The following is a 19,578-nucleotide window of genomic DNA, read 5'->3' as shown; positions in this document are numbered from 1 at the left end:
ATGCATTGAGCTCGTTGCGCTCTTCCTCTGTCATCTTCAAAGGTATAACGGGTCGGCCCATTGCAGTAGCTCCATCAACATTTTCTGCAATTATAGCCTTTAATGCCAATTACTCGATGAACTTTTGTTAAGGTACACTAGAACCTCACCCCCTGGAGGGGGAGGTATAGAAAGGTGGGAAAAGTTAATAAACTCAACAGTTAAACGTTCGTTCCGATGTGCCCGCAGCGTTGGCTGGCATCGAACATCCAGCTCTTCGTGACTCTTGCACCAATGGTGAAATTTACAAGATTTCCTTCCGATGGTTCTCAATCATCATCTTCTGGCTCTTCAACGTGCTGTGCCACTTCCTGCAGCTCCACTCCAAAGTAGATGCAAAGCTTGTCCAGGATTTCTGTCGTCGTGTTGTAGCCACGCTGGTTCGCTATTTTGGACAGGGTCGTCCTATGAATCCCAGTCTCTTTCGAAACCTCATCCAGTGTAACCCTACGATTTTCTTGGAATCCTTTCTCGGCGATCAGCTCTTTTAGGCGGAATCTAATCATTGGGGCATCCTCAGCTAAGACCTCAATTCTACCGAATCAGCAGCCCACTTTCATCCAATGTTGAGCAAGATCTACAAAAGACGCTTGACAGCGTCGCTTATTCGCATATTATGTAGCGTGTACGCATCATAAAGCGCAAAGGAGCTACATATGAAAAGTACAGAATACCTTACAACCGAAGAGCTTGCGGAACGCATTCGTTACGACGCTCGGACCATCCGGGAGCGTCTGAAAGATTCGGTTCTGCTTGAAGGTGTGCACTACATCAGGCCGTTCGGCGGCCGGAAGATTTTGTATCTGTGGGAGCCGATTGAGAGGGACATGTTTGAACATTCTGGCCACCACTCCCTTGCAATTCCTATGGCTAACGGAGGGCGCATGAATGGGTAGCGTTCGAGTGCGTGAATCCACGCAAAAGTTGTTTTTCGATTTCAAGTACCGCGGAAAGCGTTGCCGAGAGCAGACCGCCCTCGACAACACACCCGCTAACCGGAAAAAGCTTCAAGCGATTCTGAAACGTATCGAAGCGGAAATCACGTTGGGGACTTTCGAGTACCACTCGTATTTCCCCGACAGTCCCAAGGCGCAGGAATTTACCCGGCAAGCTGAATTGCAGCGCGCTCGGGCGGCTCATGACACGCCGCTGTTCAGTGAGTTTTCACAAACATGGCTGGACGAAATGAGGATTCAGTGGCGCCGCTCCTACATCGCAACGATTGAGGGAACGCTGGAGAACTATCTGATTCCGGAATTTGGAGAGTCGGAGGTTGGCCACATCACCAGGCAGGAAATTCTTTCGTTCCGGGCGTCACTCGCCAAAGTAGAAACCCGGAGCAAAAAGCCACTTTCCGCCAGCCGTATCAACCGCATCATGACGCCATTGCGCATGATTCTGGGAGAGGCAGCCAACCGATATGAGTTTACCTCACCCTACCAAGGGATCAAATCACTGAAGGTGCCCCGATCGGATGTGGAACCGTTCTCTCTGGAAGAAGTTCGGCTGATTCTCGCTACGGTTCGGGCGGACTTCAGAAACTACTACACGGTGCGTTTCTTTACCGGTCTTCGGACCGGTGAAATAGACGGTTTGCAGTGGGATTGCGTCGATTTTCAGCGCAGGCAGATTCTGGTTCGCCAGGCGCTAGTGAACGGGGAAATCGAGCAGACGAAAACCGATGGTAGCTATCGTCACGTTGAGATGTCTCAACTGGTCGTCGATGCACTTGAGGACCAGAAAAAGGCTACTGGCGGAAATGAATTCGTCTTTTGTACCAGAACAGGTGGGCCGCTTAACCATAACAACGTCACGAAAAGGGTTTGGTACCCGCTGCTCAGTCACCTTGGGCTGCGTAAACGTAGGCCCTACCAGACCCGCCATACCGCAGCGACGCTGTGGCTAGCCGCTGGTGAGAACCCTGAATGGATTGCCCGGCAGATGGGCCACACCACCACGGAAATGTTGTTCAGGGTTTACTCACGATACGTGCCAAATCTCACTCGTCGTGATGGCAGCGCTTTTGAACGCCTGCTGATCAACGAATTCAATGCTAAAACTGATCCCACAAAGGAAGGTAGCTCATGAACTATTCCCAGCCGTTCTCTATCAGCCGAAAGTCTTTCGCGACGCGCCTGGCCAGTGCATTGGCCTTTTCCATGCAAATTCCTGACGGAACGCACCTCGTCGCCATTCTTGGAGAAGGCGACGAAAGCTCGAATCTCGCTGCGCTCACTCACTGGGTGGAAAATGAGATGTGGTTGATGGACGACGAGGCCCTTCAGGACCCGCTGCCGCAACTGCTCAACAATCTCGAACGTCTTCTGCACTCTGCACAGGAGGACTTTGCATGAGCATTGTCGTCAACACCACCTGGAAAACCGAGCCGGAAATTTTCATCGGGACTATTACCCATTTGACGGAAATCCCGAACGGGGAGCACCTGCCGGTTCTGGAACTGACTATCGAAAATTCCTTCGAGCAGTACCAGGTCGTGATGTTCCAGCCTCACCGGGATCTTCAGCTCACACAAATCCCAGACTGCGCTGTTCAGCTGATGCTCTGGGAGGGTGAGCGGGGGAATGCCGTGTCGCGCTCAGACACCGTCATTCTGCTGGACACGCCTGACACGCTGCTGCATTTGCCTGAGTCGAAACTGGTCTACCCAGATCTGGTGGTCGATATTGAACTGTTCATCGACGCATGCCCGGTGCAACCGTTAGCTGATTTTGTTCGACGAGTACTGGGTCGACCATCAGTTGGGCTGCGCTTCTTGAATGGCGCAATGCAAGAAGATGGCCTACAACAGCCAGGCAGCCTGGCAAGACACGGCCTTGATGTAGCCATACGATCATTCGATGCATGCGGCGGTTATAACGAAGCGGAACGCTGGCTGGCGGCTATTGCGGGACTTCTACATGGGGTAGGCCGGATTGAGTTATATGACGCTAAACCAGTCGATTACCTAAAGGTTGTTTTGAAGAGCTTGGGCTTGCTGGCGGAAGACCTAAAACGACTAGAGCAAAAACTTCCTGAGGCGGCGCGAACTATTCAGTTTATTATCGCCTCGATGTACCGCATCGGAAGCCCTACACAGCCAGATCCAAGGGCTATGGTTGTGCAGTCATCCCACCTGCTTGCCGCACAACTCCAGTCAGAACTGATGCACACAGCGTCAACGCACCTGACTAACTCCTCGACACGCCTCATTTCACCTTAGAAAAGGACTATATTCAGCGGCCACGGATGGCCCTCTCCTTCTGGATTTTATCATCAACATACACTCGTCCAGCGAATCCAATCAGCGCGATAAATGCCACAAATCGAATAGCTGTCATGCCATGCTGCAGAGAGCGCCCACCAAAACCTTTAGTGGGCTGATCGACCACTATTTGAGCGACACCCATTGCATTTCTTGGGCCTGCAGGATCATCCCAACGCACCCGAACACGAGATTCGGGCAGAGACAGCTCCTTACTCCAATATGTCTTCATTTGCTGTCTATCAGGACCGTTTTCGGGCGCACGCACATCTACCCACGCAAGTTTCTGAAAACCTATAACCTTCAGAAACTGGAGATATAAAACTTTTTTCTCGGTCGAAGAAAATTTCAACTGCGTGTGGCTCCTCTGCACCGCATTGACAACGTTCTCTACAAGCGCGACAAAGCGTTTAGCATCCGAGCGAGCAAGTTCGACCAGGTTTTCATACATCTTCTCGACGGCCGGATACGATGCAGTTGGTTTGGGTGGCGCCGGACACGTGCGCTGGACAGGATTGTCCACTCCACCCACTCCAACTCGGTGAGCAATGCTGTGGACATTCGGTCTCTTGCCCAACGTAAATGCGTTGCGTTGACCCGGGTGGTCCTCTTTGAAATGCCGTGCATATTGGTCCATCAACCACTCGCCACGCCTATGGCACCGAGCCAAACAAGACTCGGACAAATCAAACACGTCTGCGGTCCCAGCAATCGCATTTTCCAGTTTTGCACCGTTCTTTACGAGCTGAGCCATGTGATCAAGCGCACGATAAACCAACAAGGCCGATTCCGGCATATCCTGTGTCTCAGGCTTGAGCCCTACTGCTGATGAGACCAACGGCTGATATTCAGCGAATGACTTGTCTACGGCTACCTCCCCCCGATTTTTAAAATGGCCCAACACCAGGGCCAGTTGAGGAAGAGTAGAACCCTTTTTAAGACCTCGACGTTTACGCAGCTGATCAAAATTATCCCGGGTAAAACCCAGGAGCTCCGCCTGACGATCGTTTGAAAAAGGACTCATCGGTACTGCCCAACGCATCAGGCCAACCGTGACGTCCAGAAGATGTGTGTATACTCGGGTGGTTTGCCCCGGAGTCGCGTGGCCCATCAAAAAACTTAGGTACTGAAGCTTATCGATAGCAGGCACATACTGCTCTTCCCCACACAAAACCGCATACCAGTTCTTTCCCCAGTGAGGCATGACGATCTCATCGTCATCACTGCAGGCCCATTCAACGGGGAAAAGCTCTCCTGGATAGGATTCCATCAATCGCACAGCGTTAAACGTGGCACAGGAATGTCGCAGATTATGGAAGCTCAGCCCCGGCGTTCCCGAGGCGATTCGCATCGCATCCTGAACTGGTTCGATCAATGCCTTAGGCGGCATCAAAAAATTTGGCTGATGCAACTCACACAGGAGCAATTGGTTAGGTTTCTTCGATGTTTGCTCCAAGACCCGCCGGCGATACCAACGCCGGACCAAATCCAATTCAGCGTGAGTTAGAAGAGCCCATAGTGGCAACACCCGGTTGGCGTTGGCCGTCTTGGTGGAGCCAAACCTATTCCCCCGCACAATTAAAGTCGGATATGCCAAGGCGGGCTCATACAATCCCTGCAAATCCCGAAGCAGCAATCGCCGGATTTCCCCTCGCCGCATACCGCACCGATAGCCGAATATGAGTGCAATCTGTCTTGCTTCAGCTAGCCGTCGGTCTGGCTCATCATCGAGTATAGACATAGCCCTCATATATTCTGCGGGCGTTAATATCTCAGCATCCACCTGACCGTTACTGCTCACTCCCTCAATGTACGTGTCTGGCAAACCGTACTGTGTGACCAGGTCACGATGAAATCGTCTGAGAACGCCAGAGCGGTAGGCTCGCTGTTGGATTGATGAGCTGGCCTGTAGCAGCTGCGCGTACAGCCCTTCCCAATCATCTTCGTCCAGATCATTGAGGTCCTCTTCATCAATCAACTCTGCGACAAGTGGTTCAGCAAACTCTGACAGGTACCGTTGTAGAGAACTGTCTGTCACGGAAAATCTTAAACAAGCGCACCACGAGGCCAAAACCCTAACGATGGGTGAAAAGGAATTCGCACTGGCAATTTTCATGAGAGCCTTGTAGCTCAGACTTTTTTTGGAAAGCCGCTTCACCCCCTTGTCGAGCGCCAACGCTTGAGCGATTGCTTCCATTGCCTCGTTGGCATTTTCGCCTTTTAATCCATAAAGCGGGCAAGGTGATTCCCTCTTAATCAACTCCGAGGTGGGTTTGGGCGATTTGCTGTGCCGGATTGTTGGAATTTGGCCGGTAATCAATCTAATCCAGGCGTCGGGATGCATAGACGCGGAGACGCCGGTAGCGTTTTGTACGAAACCGGCAATTCCCATGATGTCGAGCGATGCTACTGTCGAAGCCGCATCCATCAAATTACGGAGAAACCTATCGTGTTTGTCCTCGGAGACAACATTCTTTGTGGATGTGATCCGTTTAACAAACGTTGCCAATAGAAAATCAGGTGGAGCGCTCGGAAACGCTTTCAAACCATGCTCACGATTAAAGCGATGCAGGAGACACAGCGTGACTGGGTCAGGAAACCAACGGGTGCATGCCGCCCCTTCATCACATTCCACCCAATAGAACTTCCTTGCCCCAAGTTGTTTTTTTGCAGTTTGCAAACCGTGGCAAATGACTTCGCAGATGGCATTGAGCCGCTTCTGGGCGCATAGCCCGCCAAACCAAATCATGGAATATATCAATCGGCCAGCATCATGCATCAGGCGTTCGTTCCCAGCCAAATCCCTACTGTCCAAGCTGTTCCAGAAATCTACCTCAATCTCCTGATAAGCCGATTTATGCTCAAAGGACCGCGGCGTCATCGGTGGCGTATCCATTCGAACGACTGTCATAAAATCTCGGTTTGGGATTTCGAGGCTATGCTTCTTGGCGATCTCATCGAGACGCCTCACCAAGTGATTGTGACGGATGCGCAGTGCATGTCCTGTCACATCAGCGCAGACAGTATCGAAAATACGCGCGATCATTCCCTCATCGATTGGATTAGGCAAAGCACCTGTAACCAACCCTGGAAAAGACTGGGCAAGAATGTGATCCACAGCATCACGTTCGCGCTTTACGACCTTTGCCCGCTCGTGCTCGCGCCGCTCATCGCCGTGCAGCGTTTTATTTTTGGCTCTTGTATCACCCATCAGCCCAAACCTCTCAGCGGCGTCCAACCGAGTTCCGTTTGAATCTCCTCTAGCACTGGCACCAGAACTCTCTTGTACTCAATCGGCGACAGCGTAGAGAATCTCCCCATGGGCTCTCGACCCGCCACCCAGTGCCCCATCAAGGCATCCACTAATGCAACGGGGACTTTGCGATGTATCAGCTCACTACGCAGGAGATGACGCCCAACATTTAGCGGTAAACGTGAGAATGGTGAAAGGTGGCCCTCAATCCCATCAGGCGTTACGGCGGTCGGCTTCGCAATTCTCTGAGTCGGTGTTGAGAGAAAAAAGAAGGTATGCTCCGGGGTAGGCTCGCCCAGATACGCTTCGACCATTCGCACCACATGGCGCCGGTGGCGCAAATAATACTCCCAGTGACTCAAGATATTTTCGGTCAAAGGTACAATACGCGAGTGGCTCCAATGGTCGCTTTCCTTGTCCGCGATCACCGCATACCTGCGATTGAGATCTACATCTGTAATCCGAGATAGGGGCGCCTGAACGCTTCGGTACCCAGTGCACAAGCAAAGAAGAAGGACCGTGTATAACGTATATGCATTATGAATATCGGCAAGCGTCGATTTCCCGATTGGCTGACGCAAAGTTACCTGGAAATGCGTTTTCAAATCCGTCGCCAGCTGCCTCAGCGCGTCAGGTGTAGGACAATAAGGGGAACCGATACGCCGATCAGATTGCACCAATGCTACCGGATGCAACGTGTTACGAGATTCGGGCACTAGCTGTGAAATAGCCTGCAAGTAACTTTCTTGCAGATCTGATTCATAGGCACAGTAATAGTGGATTCCGGCATGTCGACTCACATCCTTGTGTTCACCGGCAATGAGAACCGCCTCAACCATGTCACCGGCACCGTCAGACAAACGGTAAAACAACGCTCGTCGAATTCTTTTTAAAGTCAGCCTGGTGTCCGCTTGCGTCCTAATTCGAGCAAACAAGGCATCCACTCGTGCCGCAATATTCTTTTTTTCGTTGCTCTTGAAAAGCGCGCCACGCCAGTCACGAGGATCAGATCCAACATGACGTTCCAACAGGTTCCAGAGAGGAACTACAACGGGCATCCGCACCGAACGCACGGTCTGAACCAATTGGTGCCGAAGTTCTACGTCAAGCTGCGTCTTCCGTACCGGTTGCGGGGCGGCGCTTTGCCAAGCTGAAGACTCATAGCAAATGTATATTCGCCCGTTTTCTCCACGTTCCGGCAAATCATCCAGCCGGGATTTCAGTTGCGTCTCCAGAACCAAATCTAGCTCTCGCCCAGTTAAAAGAACCAAAAGGAGTGCCAATGCAGCTGAGAGATCCGCATCAACAGGCTCAGTTACCGCGTTCCAGTAAACATAGAGTTCGTACTCCGTCGGCCGCTCCCAACGATTTGTCAGCGTTTGATTAGAACGTCGAAGCTGATCGGATTTTGCGCGATCTCTAGCAACCCCATTTTTTCCAGCCCAAGAGTTGCGATGCGTTGAGGATCCTTGGCTTGTTACAACCATGGGCCGGTGAACAAGGTCATCTGATGGGAGTGCATTGCGCTCTGCTGTTTGGAATAGTTTGTCCTGGTCTCCAACACTCCTAATAGAGAAAGAGCAGCACTCAATCAACGCAGCGGAATCGCTTTCATCACTTGCTTCAACATCGATCGGAATTCGCTCCATCTCAAAGTCGCTGTCGGCCCCATTCTCATACTCATCTGTATCAGCCGGGTTTTCAGTCTCAGTTCGCACACTCCGCTCAATGAGGGATTCTTTTTGCAACGACAGTCCTAGTAGTCGACGGATAGGCGACAAATGCCCCGCTCGCAGGTCACCACGCTCCCTAAGTCGCTGTTCCAATTGGTCAAGCGTGGTATAGCAATTTTCGGGCTCCGAGGTATCAACGCTCTCAAGTCCATCCATCCAAAGATGAGCTCGCCGGAACTCCAGAAAAACCTTTTGCAGGTTCGAGAGCGGAACTTTTCCATCTGGCGCCTCGGGAACCCCGACCCAGATTGAGAAAAACACCTGGGCCAGAATCGACATTTGCTCGCTGTTTAGAAAGCCTTGCTCTCCTATTTTCAGCAATGCGGCATAGACAGGATACGGAGTGATTTTTGGCCTTTCGTCAGAGGTCGGATGCCAAAATTCGTCAACATAGAAACCATCGATAATATCCCGACAAACCTCAATAATTTCCGGCAATACCCTGCGCAGCTCATCCATATTAAGATGACTCTTTTTCTCAAGAATCGACGACATTCGATCCGCAATCGGCAAAAAAGCTGTGGCGACAGTCTGGATTTGGGCGCGGGTTTCAGGTGGCTGAATAAGCCGCTCAAGCGCAACACTCGGGGACATCATTTACTCCCTAACTTTTGATAAATAATCGGAGGTTCCTGGCTCAAATCTCTCTGCGATTCACGCCAGAGATCTGGGATAAGCGACTCTTTGTAGGGAAGATCGAACTAGCAGAGCCATACCTCTTCATGAAGACAAATAAAGAAGAGATAGCTTTGGCATAGCCCCCTGTTTGCATTGCCATCAGGGACAAATTCAAAAGCTCTCGCTCGATCACTTCAGTGAGCAAAATGTCGGTGGGGATTGGAGGACTTTCAACCAAAACAGGAATTTGGGTCTCAGGGTTCAAACAAGAGATCAAGACCGCAGATCGCAGATTTCCCGTTACAATGTAAATAAGGTCGCTCTCGGTTTTGCTCTCCTTCTCCCTTTCGTTCTTTTTCTTCTTTTTCTTCCTCTCTTCGACCACTATCGGATGGCGGTGCAGGTAGTCCAAGATTGCTGGCTCAGGCAACTCATCCAGAGCGCTTGCCCGAAAGGGTAGCGCTGCGAATTGTTCAAGAAAGTGGGTAGCCCTCAATAAAGGGGATTCCTCAACATCCTTAGGCGAGATCGTTTTCAGTGCATAGGTGTGGTCAGCCATACTGCTCTCCTCAAAAGTGATGAGAGTCATTGTGACGACCTGTAGGCGAACCTTTTCTTGGCTAATTTCCGTAAAAATGTAATTTGACCAAAAATTACAAACCTGTAATCAAAGCTTGGAGATGCCTTGCATCGATCGAAAAGTGTGGAATGCTGGGATGGTGTTTCTGACAAACTGAGCTAACGGAGTGCCGGACCAATGACTGAAACAAAGACTACAGAAGAACTGCGTGAGCTCGCCATAAAAGAGGCTAAAGCCCTATTTGAAGGCGATGAACTGGCTGCCATGAAATGGATGAGAACGGCTCAGCGAGGGCTTGGCAATCGACCTCCTCAGGGACTCATGAGCACACCGAAAGGCATAGAAAAGGTCCGAACGTTAATTGGCCGGTTGGAGCATGGAGTCATTACCTAAGCTCTTACGTGGGCATCAGATCAGCTCTGTCTCGACAGCAGAAAAATGTCTTGTGTTATCCGGCCCAGGGACTCACGGAGTGATTCTGCTTTTATCCCAATAAAATTGACCCGCCTTGAATATCTGAGTTAAAAGCTCCGATGTTCAGTTTCTGTACTGACCACAAAAGAAGGGTGCCAGTCGCATGGAGAGAACCTCGCCGAGCTTCTTCGGCCCTATGAAAATGGGCGGTATTTATGCCGGATATTGGCTGTTTTATGGTCAACTCCGGGTTGCCGGAGGAATCACCAGATATCGGCGAGTTACAGTGCCGACTCATTAAGATCCACTCGAATACTTGGTTCTGCAATGCGCTCGTTAACAACGGCAATCAACTCCTGATCATCCAGCCTGTCGAGCATGGCCTCGTAAACTGCAGCAGGAACGCAGTAAAAAGCGGTTTTATTCCGATTCAAAACAGCGATTGGAGAGCCCTTCCCAGAATCTACTGCCGCCATAGGATTTTTTTTAAGCTCTGAGATGCTAACTGCAACCTCAGAGAGGATTTGATTGGTCATGTAAACGCCTCAACATAAGGATCCATTCACATTTCGGTCAATCCAATGCCTTAGTGCTCGGTTTGGTTTAGCCAACATTCCTGGGTAGCAGTAGCATTCTCACAGGCGAGCACGATGAACATGAAAAAGTGAGTATTAATCTGCAGGATCAGCTGAATTCACCATGTTCAATTTTCTGGAGGACCGACGCTATCCGGCTACACCCCTCAGGGGTACCCAACAGATCGCAGGGCCTTTCATCCTCAAGCGCTTGAATGGGCCGCTGGAGCCAATCCAATGCTCGTTCCGACGACTCCCAGATTCGTATCGCCTGATGAACAACGTCGATTGTGTGCCGCGTGATGCCCAGTTCCAATCCAACTGGCTCTATCCGCTCCCATTCTCGGAGCGTATCTGGAGTCGGGGCGTCCGGGCTACACTGGGCCACGAGATCACTCAGACTGTGGGCTTTTCCTGTTGTCATACAAGTCGCTCCGATTGGGCATTGTTGTACCATTTTCCAACGGACAATCCACAAAAGGAAGGGGGTTAAATCTCTGTTCTAGTCACGAAGTCGATTTGAATTTTGCCGCCCTTTAGTGTGGTCAATGGCACCACCATAGCGCCAGACATTCTCAGGGATCATGAACGTGCGGGGGTCCGCATGCGTCTAAGAGCTTGGGAAGCTCGGCTCGGTCGCAAAGCGGACATTCGAGATGGAGCAAGCCGTTCTGTTTAATCGACCTGCAAGATGAACATCTCATAACCAAACTCACCGAGATACTGATCAATAATCCCAATCTCTCGATCAATGTCTTTCAGTGCAACCGATTCTGCCATCTGAGGCTTCAACTCATTGACGCGTGAACGCAGAGGTTCATAATAATTCGCCCATGCCTGCTGGCTCAGGGAAAAATGATCAATTACCATATATCCCGCCCGCCGGATTTGTTGCTCACGTAAAGAGACTGATTGCATGTCCGGATATTCTTGATGCCAAAAGTCCACGGCGGGCTGACTTGGCGTGTCTGTCAGCCAGACCAAATCATTCACCGCGATGCAGCCTTTTGGCTTCAGGAATTTTTTCCAGGTTTTAAGCGCTTTCTCAAATCCCATAACGTATGCCGACGCTTCTGCCCAGATGAGATCAAAGGTGCCAGTCTGGAATGGCAAATCCGTCATACTTGCGCATTCGGTTCTCACTCGGTCTTGAAGGCCGTGCTCAACAAGGCGTTGCTTTAACGCCTCCAGTGCGCTTGCTTCATTGTCAACGGCCACGACCTGAGCCTGAGTCCTTTCGGCAAGTATGAGGGTAGCAACGCCCTTGCCACAGCCGATATCAATCACTTGGGTCGGCACCATAGGTACTCGCGACAGCGCTTTGACGGTATCTTCTTCAGAACCTGGTCCCCACCGGTCAAGGCCCTGGAAAACGGCCATAAAGTCGGCCATGTACTGATCATGTTGATTCATGTCTTTAGATAACCATTTCAAATGCAGGGCTTGCCGCTCATTGAAGCCTTGCTGTTTAATCCAGTCCAAGTAGGCGTCGGGGGCGACCCGATCAGTTACCTGGTGCCAGGAACGCAACGAGCCTTTACCGAGCAGCGCAGAAAGCAAGCTACTGGCTTTCTGCTTTGCTTCGATCTCAGCATCCAACTGCAACACTCGGCGTTGCAGCGTGTTCCGATCGAGCTTGCCATCAAGGCACTCCTTGCACTCTTGGAGACTCAGTCCTCCAGCTTGTAGCTGTTGCAATAGTCGAAGCCGTTGTAAATCCTGTTCCCCATAGAATCGATATCCGTTCGACATGCGCTTGCTAGTGACTAGTCCTTTTTTCTCGTAATACAACAAAGTTGATCTTGATAGACCGAGCTGTGCAGCCAGCTCTGAGATTCGATACATGGCACCCCCAGCTTTGCTGCGAAAGATAGAAGGTAAACTATGAAGTTATAGACGGGTCAACAGTGAGCGCAGTTTTGATTCAACGGACAGTGTCTCGACAGCCAGTCCAATGTCGGCTTTTGTTTAGAAACCGGAGAGGGCTGCGCTGGTCGCAAAGCGAACATTCGGATTTGGGGATAACTCCCGGCTCACTCGCTACCTCCACGCCTATTCCAGACAGATTCGCGCCGTGCATTTCGTCGTTGACGTATGGCTACACAATAAAAATATGGCGAAAGCACCTCATTTTTCGTAACACTTCCACGAATACGGTAATAATTTAATCCGCGTCGTTACCACCGAAACAAAAATGTCACACCGCTGACATATTTCAGGACGACTCTATTACTGTATGGAATTTAGTCAGCCTCGCATCGAAAACATTCCGCGCATGAAGCTTCATGCAGCAGGGGAGGCCAGAAATGGACGAAATAACTCCGAGAGCCCTCACTGCATCAGAGATTGAGTACATGGGTGAGCTACTGGAAGATCTCACCAATCTTCGAGATCGCCTTTGCTCTATGGCTGCCCAACCCCCATTTAGCCTCAACGAACTCGACTCTGGCTATCGTATAAGCGCCGAAAACCTTCTGCACTACCTCGCGTTGCGCCGACAGGATATCCGACTGCTCCAGCAGCGCCTTGTTACGCTTGGATTTTCCTCATTGGGTCGTTCGGAATCCTGCGTACTGCCGACACTAGACATCATCATCCGCACACTTTCCTTACTACTCGGACAGCCACTAAAAGCAGATTGCGGCGAAACCTCCACGATCACGATTCAGGATGGCCCCCTGTTACTGCTGCAGCATTCGAAAGAACTACTTGGGGCCACGCCCGAAGCTAGAAATGTACGGATCATGGTCACCATGCCAACGGAATCGGCACAAGATCCCTCAATCATTCGCGATTTGCTGAAAGTCGGGATGAATTGCATGCGCATAAATTGCGCCCATGATGACCCAGAAACCTGGCTGAAGATGATCAATAATCTGCAAACTGCAAAAGAGGAGTTCGGACAGAGTTGTCAGGTTTTTATGGATTTGGGTGGGCCGAAGATACGCACGGGTGAGATCGAACCCGGACCGCACGTTGTGCATGTACACCCCAAACGTAATGAATACGGAATCACCGTTTTCCCTGCGCGCATACTGCTGGTGCCGGAGGGAAGTTCAGCACCGGAAATTAGCAATAACCAGACTGTTTTCGGTGTTCCCAAGAGTTTTCTACAAAAGCTCAAGAGATTTGATGAGATCCGGCTCCTTGATGCACGCCACAAGTCCCGGAAATGGACCGTTGTTGAAGTTAGCGACTTTGGATGCCGGGTTGAGAGCATCAAAACCTGTTACGTAGTGCCCGGAACGCCCCTTCAGCTGAAAGAAAAACAACGCCCGAAAATCACAGCCAAGATTACCAGTGTCCCCAAGCAACCCGGGTTTATAGTCCTCCGCCAAGGCGATTGTCTTGTAGTTACGGCCGACTCGAATGCCGGACATTCCAAGCATTTAGACACCCAGGGAAATCTTGTTACTCCCGCTACGATAAGCTGCACGATGCCCGAGGTCGTTTCTCAAGTTCATCCGGGCGAGAGCGTCTGGTTTGACGACGGGAAAATTGGTGGTGTCATTGAAAAAGTAGAGACAGACCGATTCTGGGTAAAAATCCAACACGCTCGCCCAGAAGGCAGCAAACTCAGAGCCGGTAAAGGCATGAACCTTCCGGATAGCCAGCTTAACGTCAGCTCTCTGACGCCGACCGACATCAGCCACCTGACATTCATCGCTAAGCATGCAGATGCCGTCCAGATGTCATTTGTAAACTCCGCACATGACGTCACATTGCTTGACGAAGCACTGTCCCGGGTAAAGGGGGATCACTTAGGCATCGTCCTCAAGATCGAAACCCGAAGAGGATTTGAGAATTTGCCCTCTATGCTGCTGACCGCTATGCGCCGACCCAAGGTGGGCGTCATGATTGCAAGGGGCGATCTTGCTGTTGAGTGTGGATATGAGCGACTGGCAGAAGTCCAGGAAGAGATATTGTCAGTGTGTGAAGCCGCCCATGTACCCGTTATCTGGGCAACTCAAGTACTAGAAAACCTGGCTCAGAAAGGCATGCCCTCTCGCGCAGAGATTTCAGATGCAGTCATGGCGCACCGTGCAGAGTGTGTCATGCTGAACAAAGGGCCGCACGTTATCGAAGCGCTTGGTGTGCTCGACAGCATTCTCAAGCGCATGGAACAGCATCAAACCAAAAAACGGGCACTACTCAGGGCACTGAGATTGGCCCAGAACGGACGGTAACAAGTGGATACCGATGAAGGATTGCTAGCCAGCTATCTAAAACGGAAGTTGTCTGCCCATGAAGCGGTCGAGACCATTTCAGGCTGCAGAAACCTGATTCTCGGAATGAGCGCCGCGCAACCGCCGGCATTGATGGCAGCCACTGCAGATGCCCTCAGAGATCGATTGATTGGTCCGTTAAACGTCTATTATCTGCATGGTACGGAACATCTTCAGCAAACTCTTTTAGCTCCAGATCTCATTGATCTCGTAACACCCCGTCCACTCTTTCTAAGCCATTCAGACAGGGCTGCCATTGCACAATCTCACTCTACAAACTGGATTGAATTCGTACCCGCAATGCTTCACCAGGCCGGCCGCCTGCTGACAGAGCACATAGATCCGGAATGTTTTTTTGTGACCGTATCGCCGATGGATCGCCATGGATATTTCAGCCTCGGCACCAACGCTGATTACGGTGCGTCGGTGATCCGAAAAGCAAGGAAAGTCATTGTCGAGGTCAACCGGTATATGCCTCGAACCTTTGGTGAATGTTCCGTCCATATTTCAGAAATAGACCACATCATTGAGCACGATCAACCGCTGGTAGAGGCAATCCCCAAGGCGCCCACAGAGGTCGATAGAAAGATTGCGCAGCAGATCATCGAACGGATTAACGATGGGGACACCTTACAGATCGGAGTGGGCGGAGTACCAAATGCCGTGCTCTCGGGGTTGAAGCAGCACAAAGATCTGGGGCTACACAGCGAACTGTTCTCCCCGGCAATGGTTCCCCTGATTCAGGCCGGGATCTTGAATGGTCGACGCAAGACATGGATGCAACACAAGCACATTTTCACCTTCGCTCTCGGAGACCGTGCGCTCTACGAGTTCCTTGACGATAACCCTGCTATCGTTGGATACCCTGCGTCCTGGGTAAACAATCCAGACATCATTCGGCTTAACGACAACATGGTGTCTGTAAATTCAGCACTCGAAATAGATCTGACTGGCCAGATCAATTCTGAACAAATTGGCGATCGCCCCTTTTCAGGCACCGGTGGCCAACTCGATTTTGTTCGTGGTGCTTACGCTGCAAGAAACGGCCGCTCTTTCATTGCATTAAGGTCAACCGCTCAATCGGGCTCTGTCAGCCGTATCGTCCCGCGTCTACTCAGCGGTGCCGTCACAGACCCCCGGAATGATGTGCAATTCGTAGTGACGGAATATGGCTGTGTTAACCTCAAAGGCCTTTCTATTCCTCAAAGAGCCAAGGCTCTCATACAACTTGCATGCCCCGAATTTCGCGAGCAACTTGAGCGAGAGGCAACATCACTTGGATGGATATAGGCACTATAGATCGGACCACTGAAATCAGAGCGCTGGATAATACCAAGCTAGTTGTTTAGAACGGCCTCAATCGCCCGGTAATCATCATATGTCACGAGGTTTATTCCCACCGCTCGCTGAGTATTCAGGTATTCCGAGAGCATTGGCGAAGGCGTTGTCAGTAGATTAATGACCCGGCTCCGAACGTCCTCGCAAATTCCACTGCGGAATACAAAAGGGTCATAGTGTAACGGTACCGAACGCCAGAGAACCGTTAGGGTGTCCTCCGCAATCATGCCGCGCCTGAGCGCTTCATCTGCTCTTGAGCTGGAGACAAAGGCAGCCTCCGCCTTGTTGTCCAGCAACGCCATCAATGCCTTGTCATGGCTACCCGCGTATATGTTGGCTCCAAAGAAATCGGAGAATGGCTCGCCGATCGTGGTTGCAAACTCGTTTTTGGGAATGAGAGCCCCTGATGTACTGGAAGGATCTGTCAGCAGTATCCTGGTATTTCTCAGGTCCTCAATGCTGTTTATCCCCGCTGCCGTTGGAACTACCAGTAACGAATAATAGAAACTCCCCTCGGGTGTAAAGAGCCCGGCCTCGGTGGTTAGAGAAGCGAAGGCATCCAGCCCCGGGTCTGTTCGATGGGCGATAACATAGGATGCCGGCCCCATAACGGCCAGGTCGACACCGCCCGAGAGTACACCGTCCATCACGCTCTCGTAAGAGGTGGCTCTAACCAGTTCTACCGGCATCCCAAGCCCCTGCTCTAGCAGCGTAATCAACGGCTGATATTCAGAGGCCTGCTGGTCGATATCTTTTTTTGGGATCATCGTGAAGGTCAATCTGTTCATGTTGCAGTTTTTGACCTCTCGGACGGCTCCCGAACTATAAAACGATGCAAAGGCGAGCGATGCGAACGCGAGAATTAACGTCAGCAACCTCATGCTCTGACTTCCTCTTCTGCGAAGGTTCTCAGGAACTCAGGAATCTTCTCCGCTGGCATGGGGCGCCCCAGGTGATAGCCCTGTGCAATGTCACAGCCGGCGACTTTCAGGTGAACCAGCTGCTCACGGGTTTCCACGCCCTCGGCCACCACTTTGAGCGCCATGCGCTTGGCCAGAATAATGGTAGAGGACACGATCGGACTGTCATCATGGCTGTTTGAGATGCGGTTAATCAGGCTTCGGTCAATCTTGAGCTTGTCTACCGGTACCGCCTCCAGGTGGGCAAACCCCGCGTAACCGGTGCCGAAATCGTCAAGACTGAGGCGGATACCTGCCGCCTTGAGGCAATGCAGGCTCTCAACTGCCCGGCCTTCCAGCATAGCAGTTTCCGTGATTTCCAGTTCCAGCAAGTCGGTGGTCAAACCGTAGTCCGCCAACGTCGCCAGAACGTCTTTGCAGAAACCCGGCTGAGCAAGCTGTATCGGAGAAACATTGACTGCGACTGGCTTCGAAATCCCATGTTTCTGTTGCCAGTCGGATATCTGGGCACAGGCCAGTCGAACCACTTCCATGCCCAGGGCCACGACAAAGCCGGTTTTCTCGGCCACCGGAATAAATCGGTCTGGATACAGCAGGCCGAAGCCCGGATGTTGCCATCGAACCAGAGCCTCATACCCAATAATTTCCATAGCCTCCAGGCAAACCTGGGGTTGGTAATGCAGAACAAACTCCCGGTTTTTGAGGGCCTCTACAAAGGCTTGTTCCAGGTGAAATTCTTCCACATCACTCACATTCAGTGACTGGTCGAAAAACCGGTACTGGCCACGGCCAGCTTTCTTGGCCGAATACATCGCGGCATCAGCACATTTGGTCAGTTCATCAATACTCTGGCCGTCCCGAGGGCTGATGGCGATACCAATGCTAGGACTGGTATTCAGCTCTGTTCCTTCCAACATGTAGGGGGCGGACAAATGCGCGGTTAAAGCTGCGGCCCACTGCTCGATGTCGGCCTCACTGCGATCACCCACCAACAGCACCACAAATTCATCACCGCCGAAACGAGCGGCAATATCACCTTTACCCAGCATGCGTTGAATGCGACCGGCTACGGCCTGCAGTAGCAGGTCACCGATGTGGTGGCCAAGAGAATCATTAATGGATTTAAAGCGATCCAGATCGATAAACAGCATGGTTGACAGCTTCCGCTGTCGACGCTGTTCCAGTACCAGCGAATCTGCCACATCGAGAAACTGGCGACGGTTGAACAGACCACTGAGATGATCAATCGAAGCGGCACGGCTACTGCGGGCATGTTCGGTTTCAAGGCGCTCAATCAGTTGCTGGTTGTTCCGCTCCGACAACCGCAATGCCTCCAACACTCTTTGCTGTCCGGTCAGGCTCCGGATCAGCCAGAACACGATACCGAAAACCAGTAAGGTCATTACGCTGTTGGCAATCAGTTGCTTATTCTGGCCAGGCGTAAGCGGTGCAAAGATCTCGTAGTAAGGCTGGGCCACACTGACTGTAAAACCATTCGCTGGACGGGTCACGAAAACATATTGGTATTGCTCGCCCGCCAACTCCATCGTGGCTTCGCCGGTCACAACACGGCCTTCAGCCGCAATCTGCACTTTTGGCACCTGAGGCCCTCCAACCACAATGCCGCTTTCATTGGCCCGCATCCACTCATCCCCCCTGGAATCCAGAATCTGAATAAAGCCCGAGCCCAGCTCAACATTCTGTAGAAGCCCAGCCAGGTAGGCGATGTCCAGCTCAATCAAGATCAATCTTGAGGAGCGAGACAAATCTGCCAGTCTGAGTGGAACCAGGAATGGCAATCGCCAGGCAGGCTCTGCGGGTACGTATGCCGGATCCGCAACTCGTTCGGGAAGCACTGGCACAAATCCAGTTCCTGCAAAGTGGTCCTCAGTTCCAGACAACCAACTACCGAGCTTTGAGCGTGCCGAACCCAAATGACTGGTGTAAATCAGATCTCCAGACAAATTGTAAACACTGAGCCGGTTGAAAACGGGGTCTTCTGCCAGAAGCGTCAAGAGCCTGGTTTCTGCTTCTTGATGTGCGATGACATCGTCACTCACCAGGCTACCCATGGCTTTGGCTCGATCAGTCATCTGCTTGAGGCTCTCCGACACAATCAACGCCAGATTGCGGTTCTCGAAGAGTCTTGCATTGAGGGTTTCCGCCCTCGTTGCAGATGCCTGCCAAAGGAATAACACCCATAGGAACAAAACGATAACAACCCCGAGTGCCAGCATGGTTAGCTGAACGCTATTCAAGGGAGTATCAGACTTCGCTGTCATCAAGCTAGAACCTGGAGAAAAGGGATAGGTAAAAGTCAGCCTCTCCAGTGGCCGGATAAATCCTGTGAATCGGGTGAGGCATTTCGCCAGCAAAACCCAGATCCTTCGAAGCCTAGACGTCAATTATGGCAGTTACATGACAGGCCGAAATTGTTAACGGGCTCACACTTTTGAAACAGGAACTTCATTTCTCAATGTTAACCCGAACATTTCATAAACACCCCAAGCAGCAGCCACGAAATTTTCTCGGTTAGCCCATTACGCCCAGATATGAGAATTATTAGTAGTATGCGCGCCAATGTCGCTCTGATGTCATCCAGTCACCGGCCTTAAGTGTT

16 protein-coding genes are annotated in these 19,578 nt (G+C 51.3%); 7 read left to right on the top strand and 9 right to left on the bottom strand.

What is annotated here, in order from left to right; translation table 11 throughout:
• Positions 1 to 308: 308 nt before the first annotated feature.
• Positions 309 to 545 (bottom strand): helix-turn-helix domain-containing protein, encoded by a 237-nt coding sequence (locus AC13C0_RS07005; protein WP_328188355.1) that lies wholly within the window; start codon positions 543 to 545, stop codon positions 309 to 311.
• Between the two features lie 150 nt (positions 546 to 695).
• On the opposite strand from AC13C0_RS07005, the gene AC13C0_RS07000 reads away from it, so the two are divergent.
• Genes AC13C0_RS07000 through AC13C0_RS06985 form a run of 4 tightly spaced genes read left to right on the top strand, consistent with a single transcriptional unit; the run spans position 696 to position 3,259 of the window.
• Positions 696 to 935 carry a hypothetical protein gene (locus AC13C0_RS07000; protein ID WP_328188357.1) on the top strand — a complete coding sequence of 80 codons (240 nt, stop codon included), beginning with the start codon at positions 696 to 698 and terminating at the stop codon, positions 933 to 935.
• Positions 928 to 2,127: an Arm DNA-binding domain-containing protein gene (locus tag AC13C0_RS06995; RefSeq protein WP_328188358.1), complete on the top strand. Its 1,200-nt coding sequence runs from the start codon at positions 928 to 930 to the stop codon at positions 2,125 to 2,127. The genes AC13C0_RS07000 and AC13C0_RS06995 overlap by 8 nt, the downstream gene beginning before the upstream one ends.
• A complete protein-coding gene (locus AC13C0_RS06990) occupies positions 2,124 to 2,393 on the top strand; it encodes a hypothetical protein (RefSeq protein ID WP_328188360.1) in 270 nt (89 codons plus the stop codon). Before AC13C0_RS06995 ends, AC13C0_RS06990 begins: the two co-directional genes overlap by 4 nt.
• Positions 2,390 to 3,259 carry a hypothetical protein gene (locus tag AC13C0_RS06985; RefSeq protein WP_328188361.1) on the top strand — a complete coding sequence of 290 codons (870 nt, stop codon included), beginning with the start codon at positions 2,390 to 2,392 and terminating at the stop codon, positions 3,257 to 3,259. The genes AC13C0_RS06990 and AC13C0_RS06985 overlap by 4 nt, the downstream gene beginning before the upstream one ends.
• Before the next feature lie 13 nt (positions 3,260 to 3,272).
• Here the strand turns inward: AC13C0_RS06985 and AC13C0_RS06980 are convergent, their stop codons facing one another.
• From AC13C0_RS06980 to AC13C0_RS06970, 3 genes are read right to left on the bottom strand one after another with little or no spacing between them, the layout of a single operon-like run.
• Positions 3,273 to 6,512: a site-specific integrase gene (locus AC13C0_RS06980; protein ID WP_328188363.1), complete on the bottom strand. Its 3,240-nt coding sequence runs from the start codon at positions 6,510 to 6,512 to the stop codon at positions 3,273 to 3,275.
• The gene (locus AC13C0_RS06975; RefSeq protein WP_328188364.1) at positions 6,512 to 8,881 is read right to left on the bottom strand and encodes a site-specific integrase; all 2,370 of its coding nucleotides are present in this window, start codon (positions 8,879 to 8,881) and stop codon (positions 6,512 to 6,514) included. Before AC13C0_RS06975 ends, AC13C0_RS06980 begins: the two co-directional genes overlap by 1 nt.
• Before the next feature lie 43 nt (positions 8,882 to 8,924).
• Positions 8,925 to 9,464 (bottom strand): hypothetical protein, encoded by a 540-nt coding sequence (locus AC13C0_RS06970; protein WP_328188366.1) that lies wholly within the window; start codon positions 9,462 to 9,464, stop codon positions 8,925 to 8,927.
• A 198-nt stretch (positions 9,465 to 9,662) separates the two neighbouring features.
• Between AC13C0_RS06970 and AC13C0_RS06965 the strand changes: the two genes are divergently transcribed.
• The gene (locus tag AC13C0_RS06965) at positions 9,663 to 9,878 is read left to right on the top strand and encodes an MbcA/ParS/Xre antitoxin family protein (RefSeq protein WP_328188367.1); all 216 of its coding nucleotides are present in this window, start codon (positions 9,663 to 9,665) and stop codon (positions 9,876 to 9,878) included.
• Between the two features lie 302 nt (positions 9,879 to 10,180).
• Here AC13C0_RS06965 and AC13C0_RS06960 read toward each other — a convergent pair whose 3' ends face one another.
• The 3 genes from AC13C0_RS06960 to AC13C0_RS06950 all read right to left on the bottom strand — a co-directional run bounded on the left by AC13C0_RS06960 (position 10,181) and on the right by AC13C0_RS06950 (position 12,319).
• Positions 10,181 to 10,435, bottom strand: a complete 255-nt coding sequence (locus AC13C0_RS06960) for a type II toxin-antitoxin system Phd/YefM family antitoxin (protein ID WP_328188369.1) — start codon at positions 10,433 to 10,435, stop codon at positions 10,181 to 10,183.
• 148 nt (positions 10,436 to 10,583) lie between these two features.
• Positions 10,584 to 10,898: an antitoxin Xre/MbcA/ParS toxin-binding domain-containing protein gene (locus AC13C0_RS06955; protein ID WP_482954181.1), complete on the bottom strand. Its 315-nt coding sequence runs from the start codon at positions 10,896 to 10,898 to the stop codon at positions 10,584 to 10,586.
• Positions 10,899 to 11,149: 251 nt separating this feature from the next.
• Positions 11,150 to 12,319 carry a MerR family transcriptional regulator gene (locus AC13C0_RS06950; RefSeq protein WP_482954180.1) on the bottom strand — a complete coding sequence of 390 codons (1,170 nt, stop codon included), beginning with the start codon at positions 12,317 to 12,319 and terminating at the stop codon, positions 11,150 to 11,152.
• A gap of 461 nt (positions 12,320 to 12,780) precedes the next feature.
• On the opposite strand from AC13C0_RS06950, the gene AC13C0_RS06945 reads away from it, so the two are divergent.
• Complete coding sequence (locus AC13C0_RS06945) at positions 12,781 to 14,661, top strand: pyruvate kinase (RefSeq protein WP_278351216.1); 1,881 nt, start codon at positions 12,781 to 12,783, stop codon at positions 14,659 to 14,661.
• Positions 14,662 to 14,664: 3 nt separating this feature from the next.
• Positions 14,665 to 15,990 carry an acetyl-CoA hydrolase/transferase family protein gene (locus AC13C0_RS06940; protein ID WP_278351215.1) on the top strand — a complete coding sequence of 442 codons (1,326 nt, stop codon included), beginning with the start codon at positions 14,665 to 14,667 and terminating at the stop codon, positions 15,988 to 15,990.
• Between the two features lie 47 nt (positions 15,991 to 16,037).
• Here AC13C0_RS06940 and AC13C0_RS06935 read toward each other — a convergent pair whose 3' ends face one another.
• Positions 16,038 to 16,919 carry a phosphate/phosphite/phosphonate ABC transporter substrate-binding protein gene (locus AC13C0_RS06935; protein WP_121207273.1) on the bottom strand — a complete coding sequence of 294 codons (882 nt, stop codon included), beginning with the start codon at positions 16,917 to 16,919 and terminating at the stop codon, positions 16,038 to 16,040.
• Positions 16,916 to 19,240: a putative bifunctional diguanylate cyclase/phosphodiesterase gene (locus AC13C0_RS06930; protein ID WP_278351214.1), complete on the bottom strand. Its 2,325-nt coding sequence runs from the start codon at positions 19,238 to 19,240 to the stop codon at positions 16,916 to 16,918. Before AC13C0_RS06930 ends, AC13C0_RS06935 begins: the two co-directional genes overlap by 4 nt.
• Between the last annotated feature and the right edge of the window lie 338 nt (positions 19,241 to 19,578).

It is taken from the genome of Marinobacter sp. B-21, from assembly GCF_056857895.1.
Note: the sequence above shows the minus strand (reverse complement) of the source record. Positions and strands in the feature narration are given on the sequence as shown.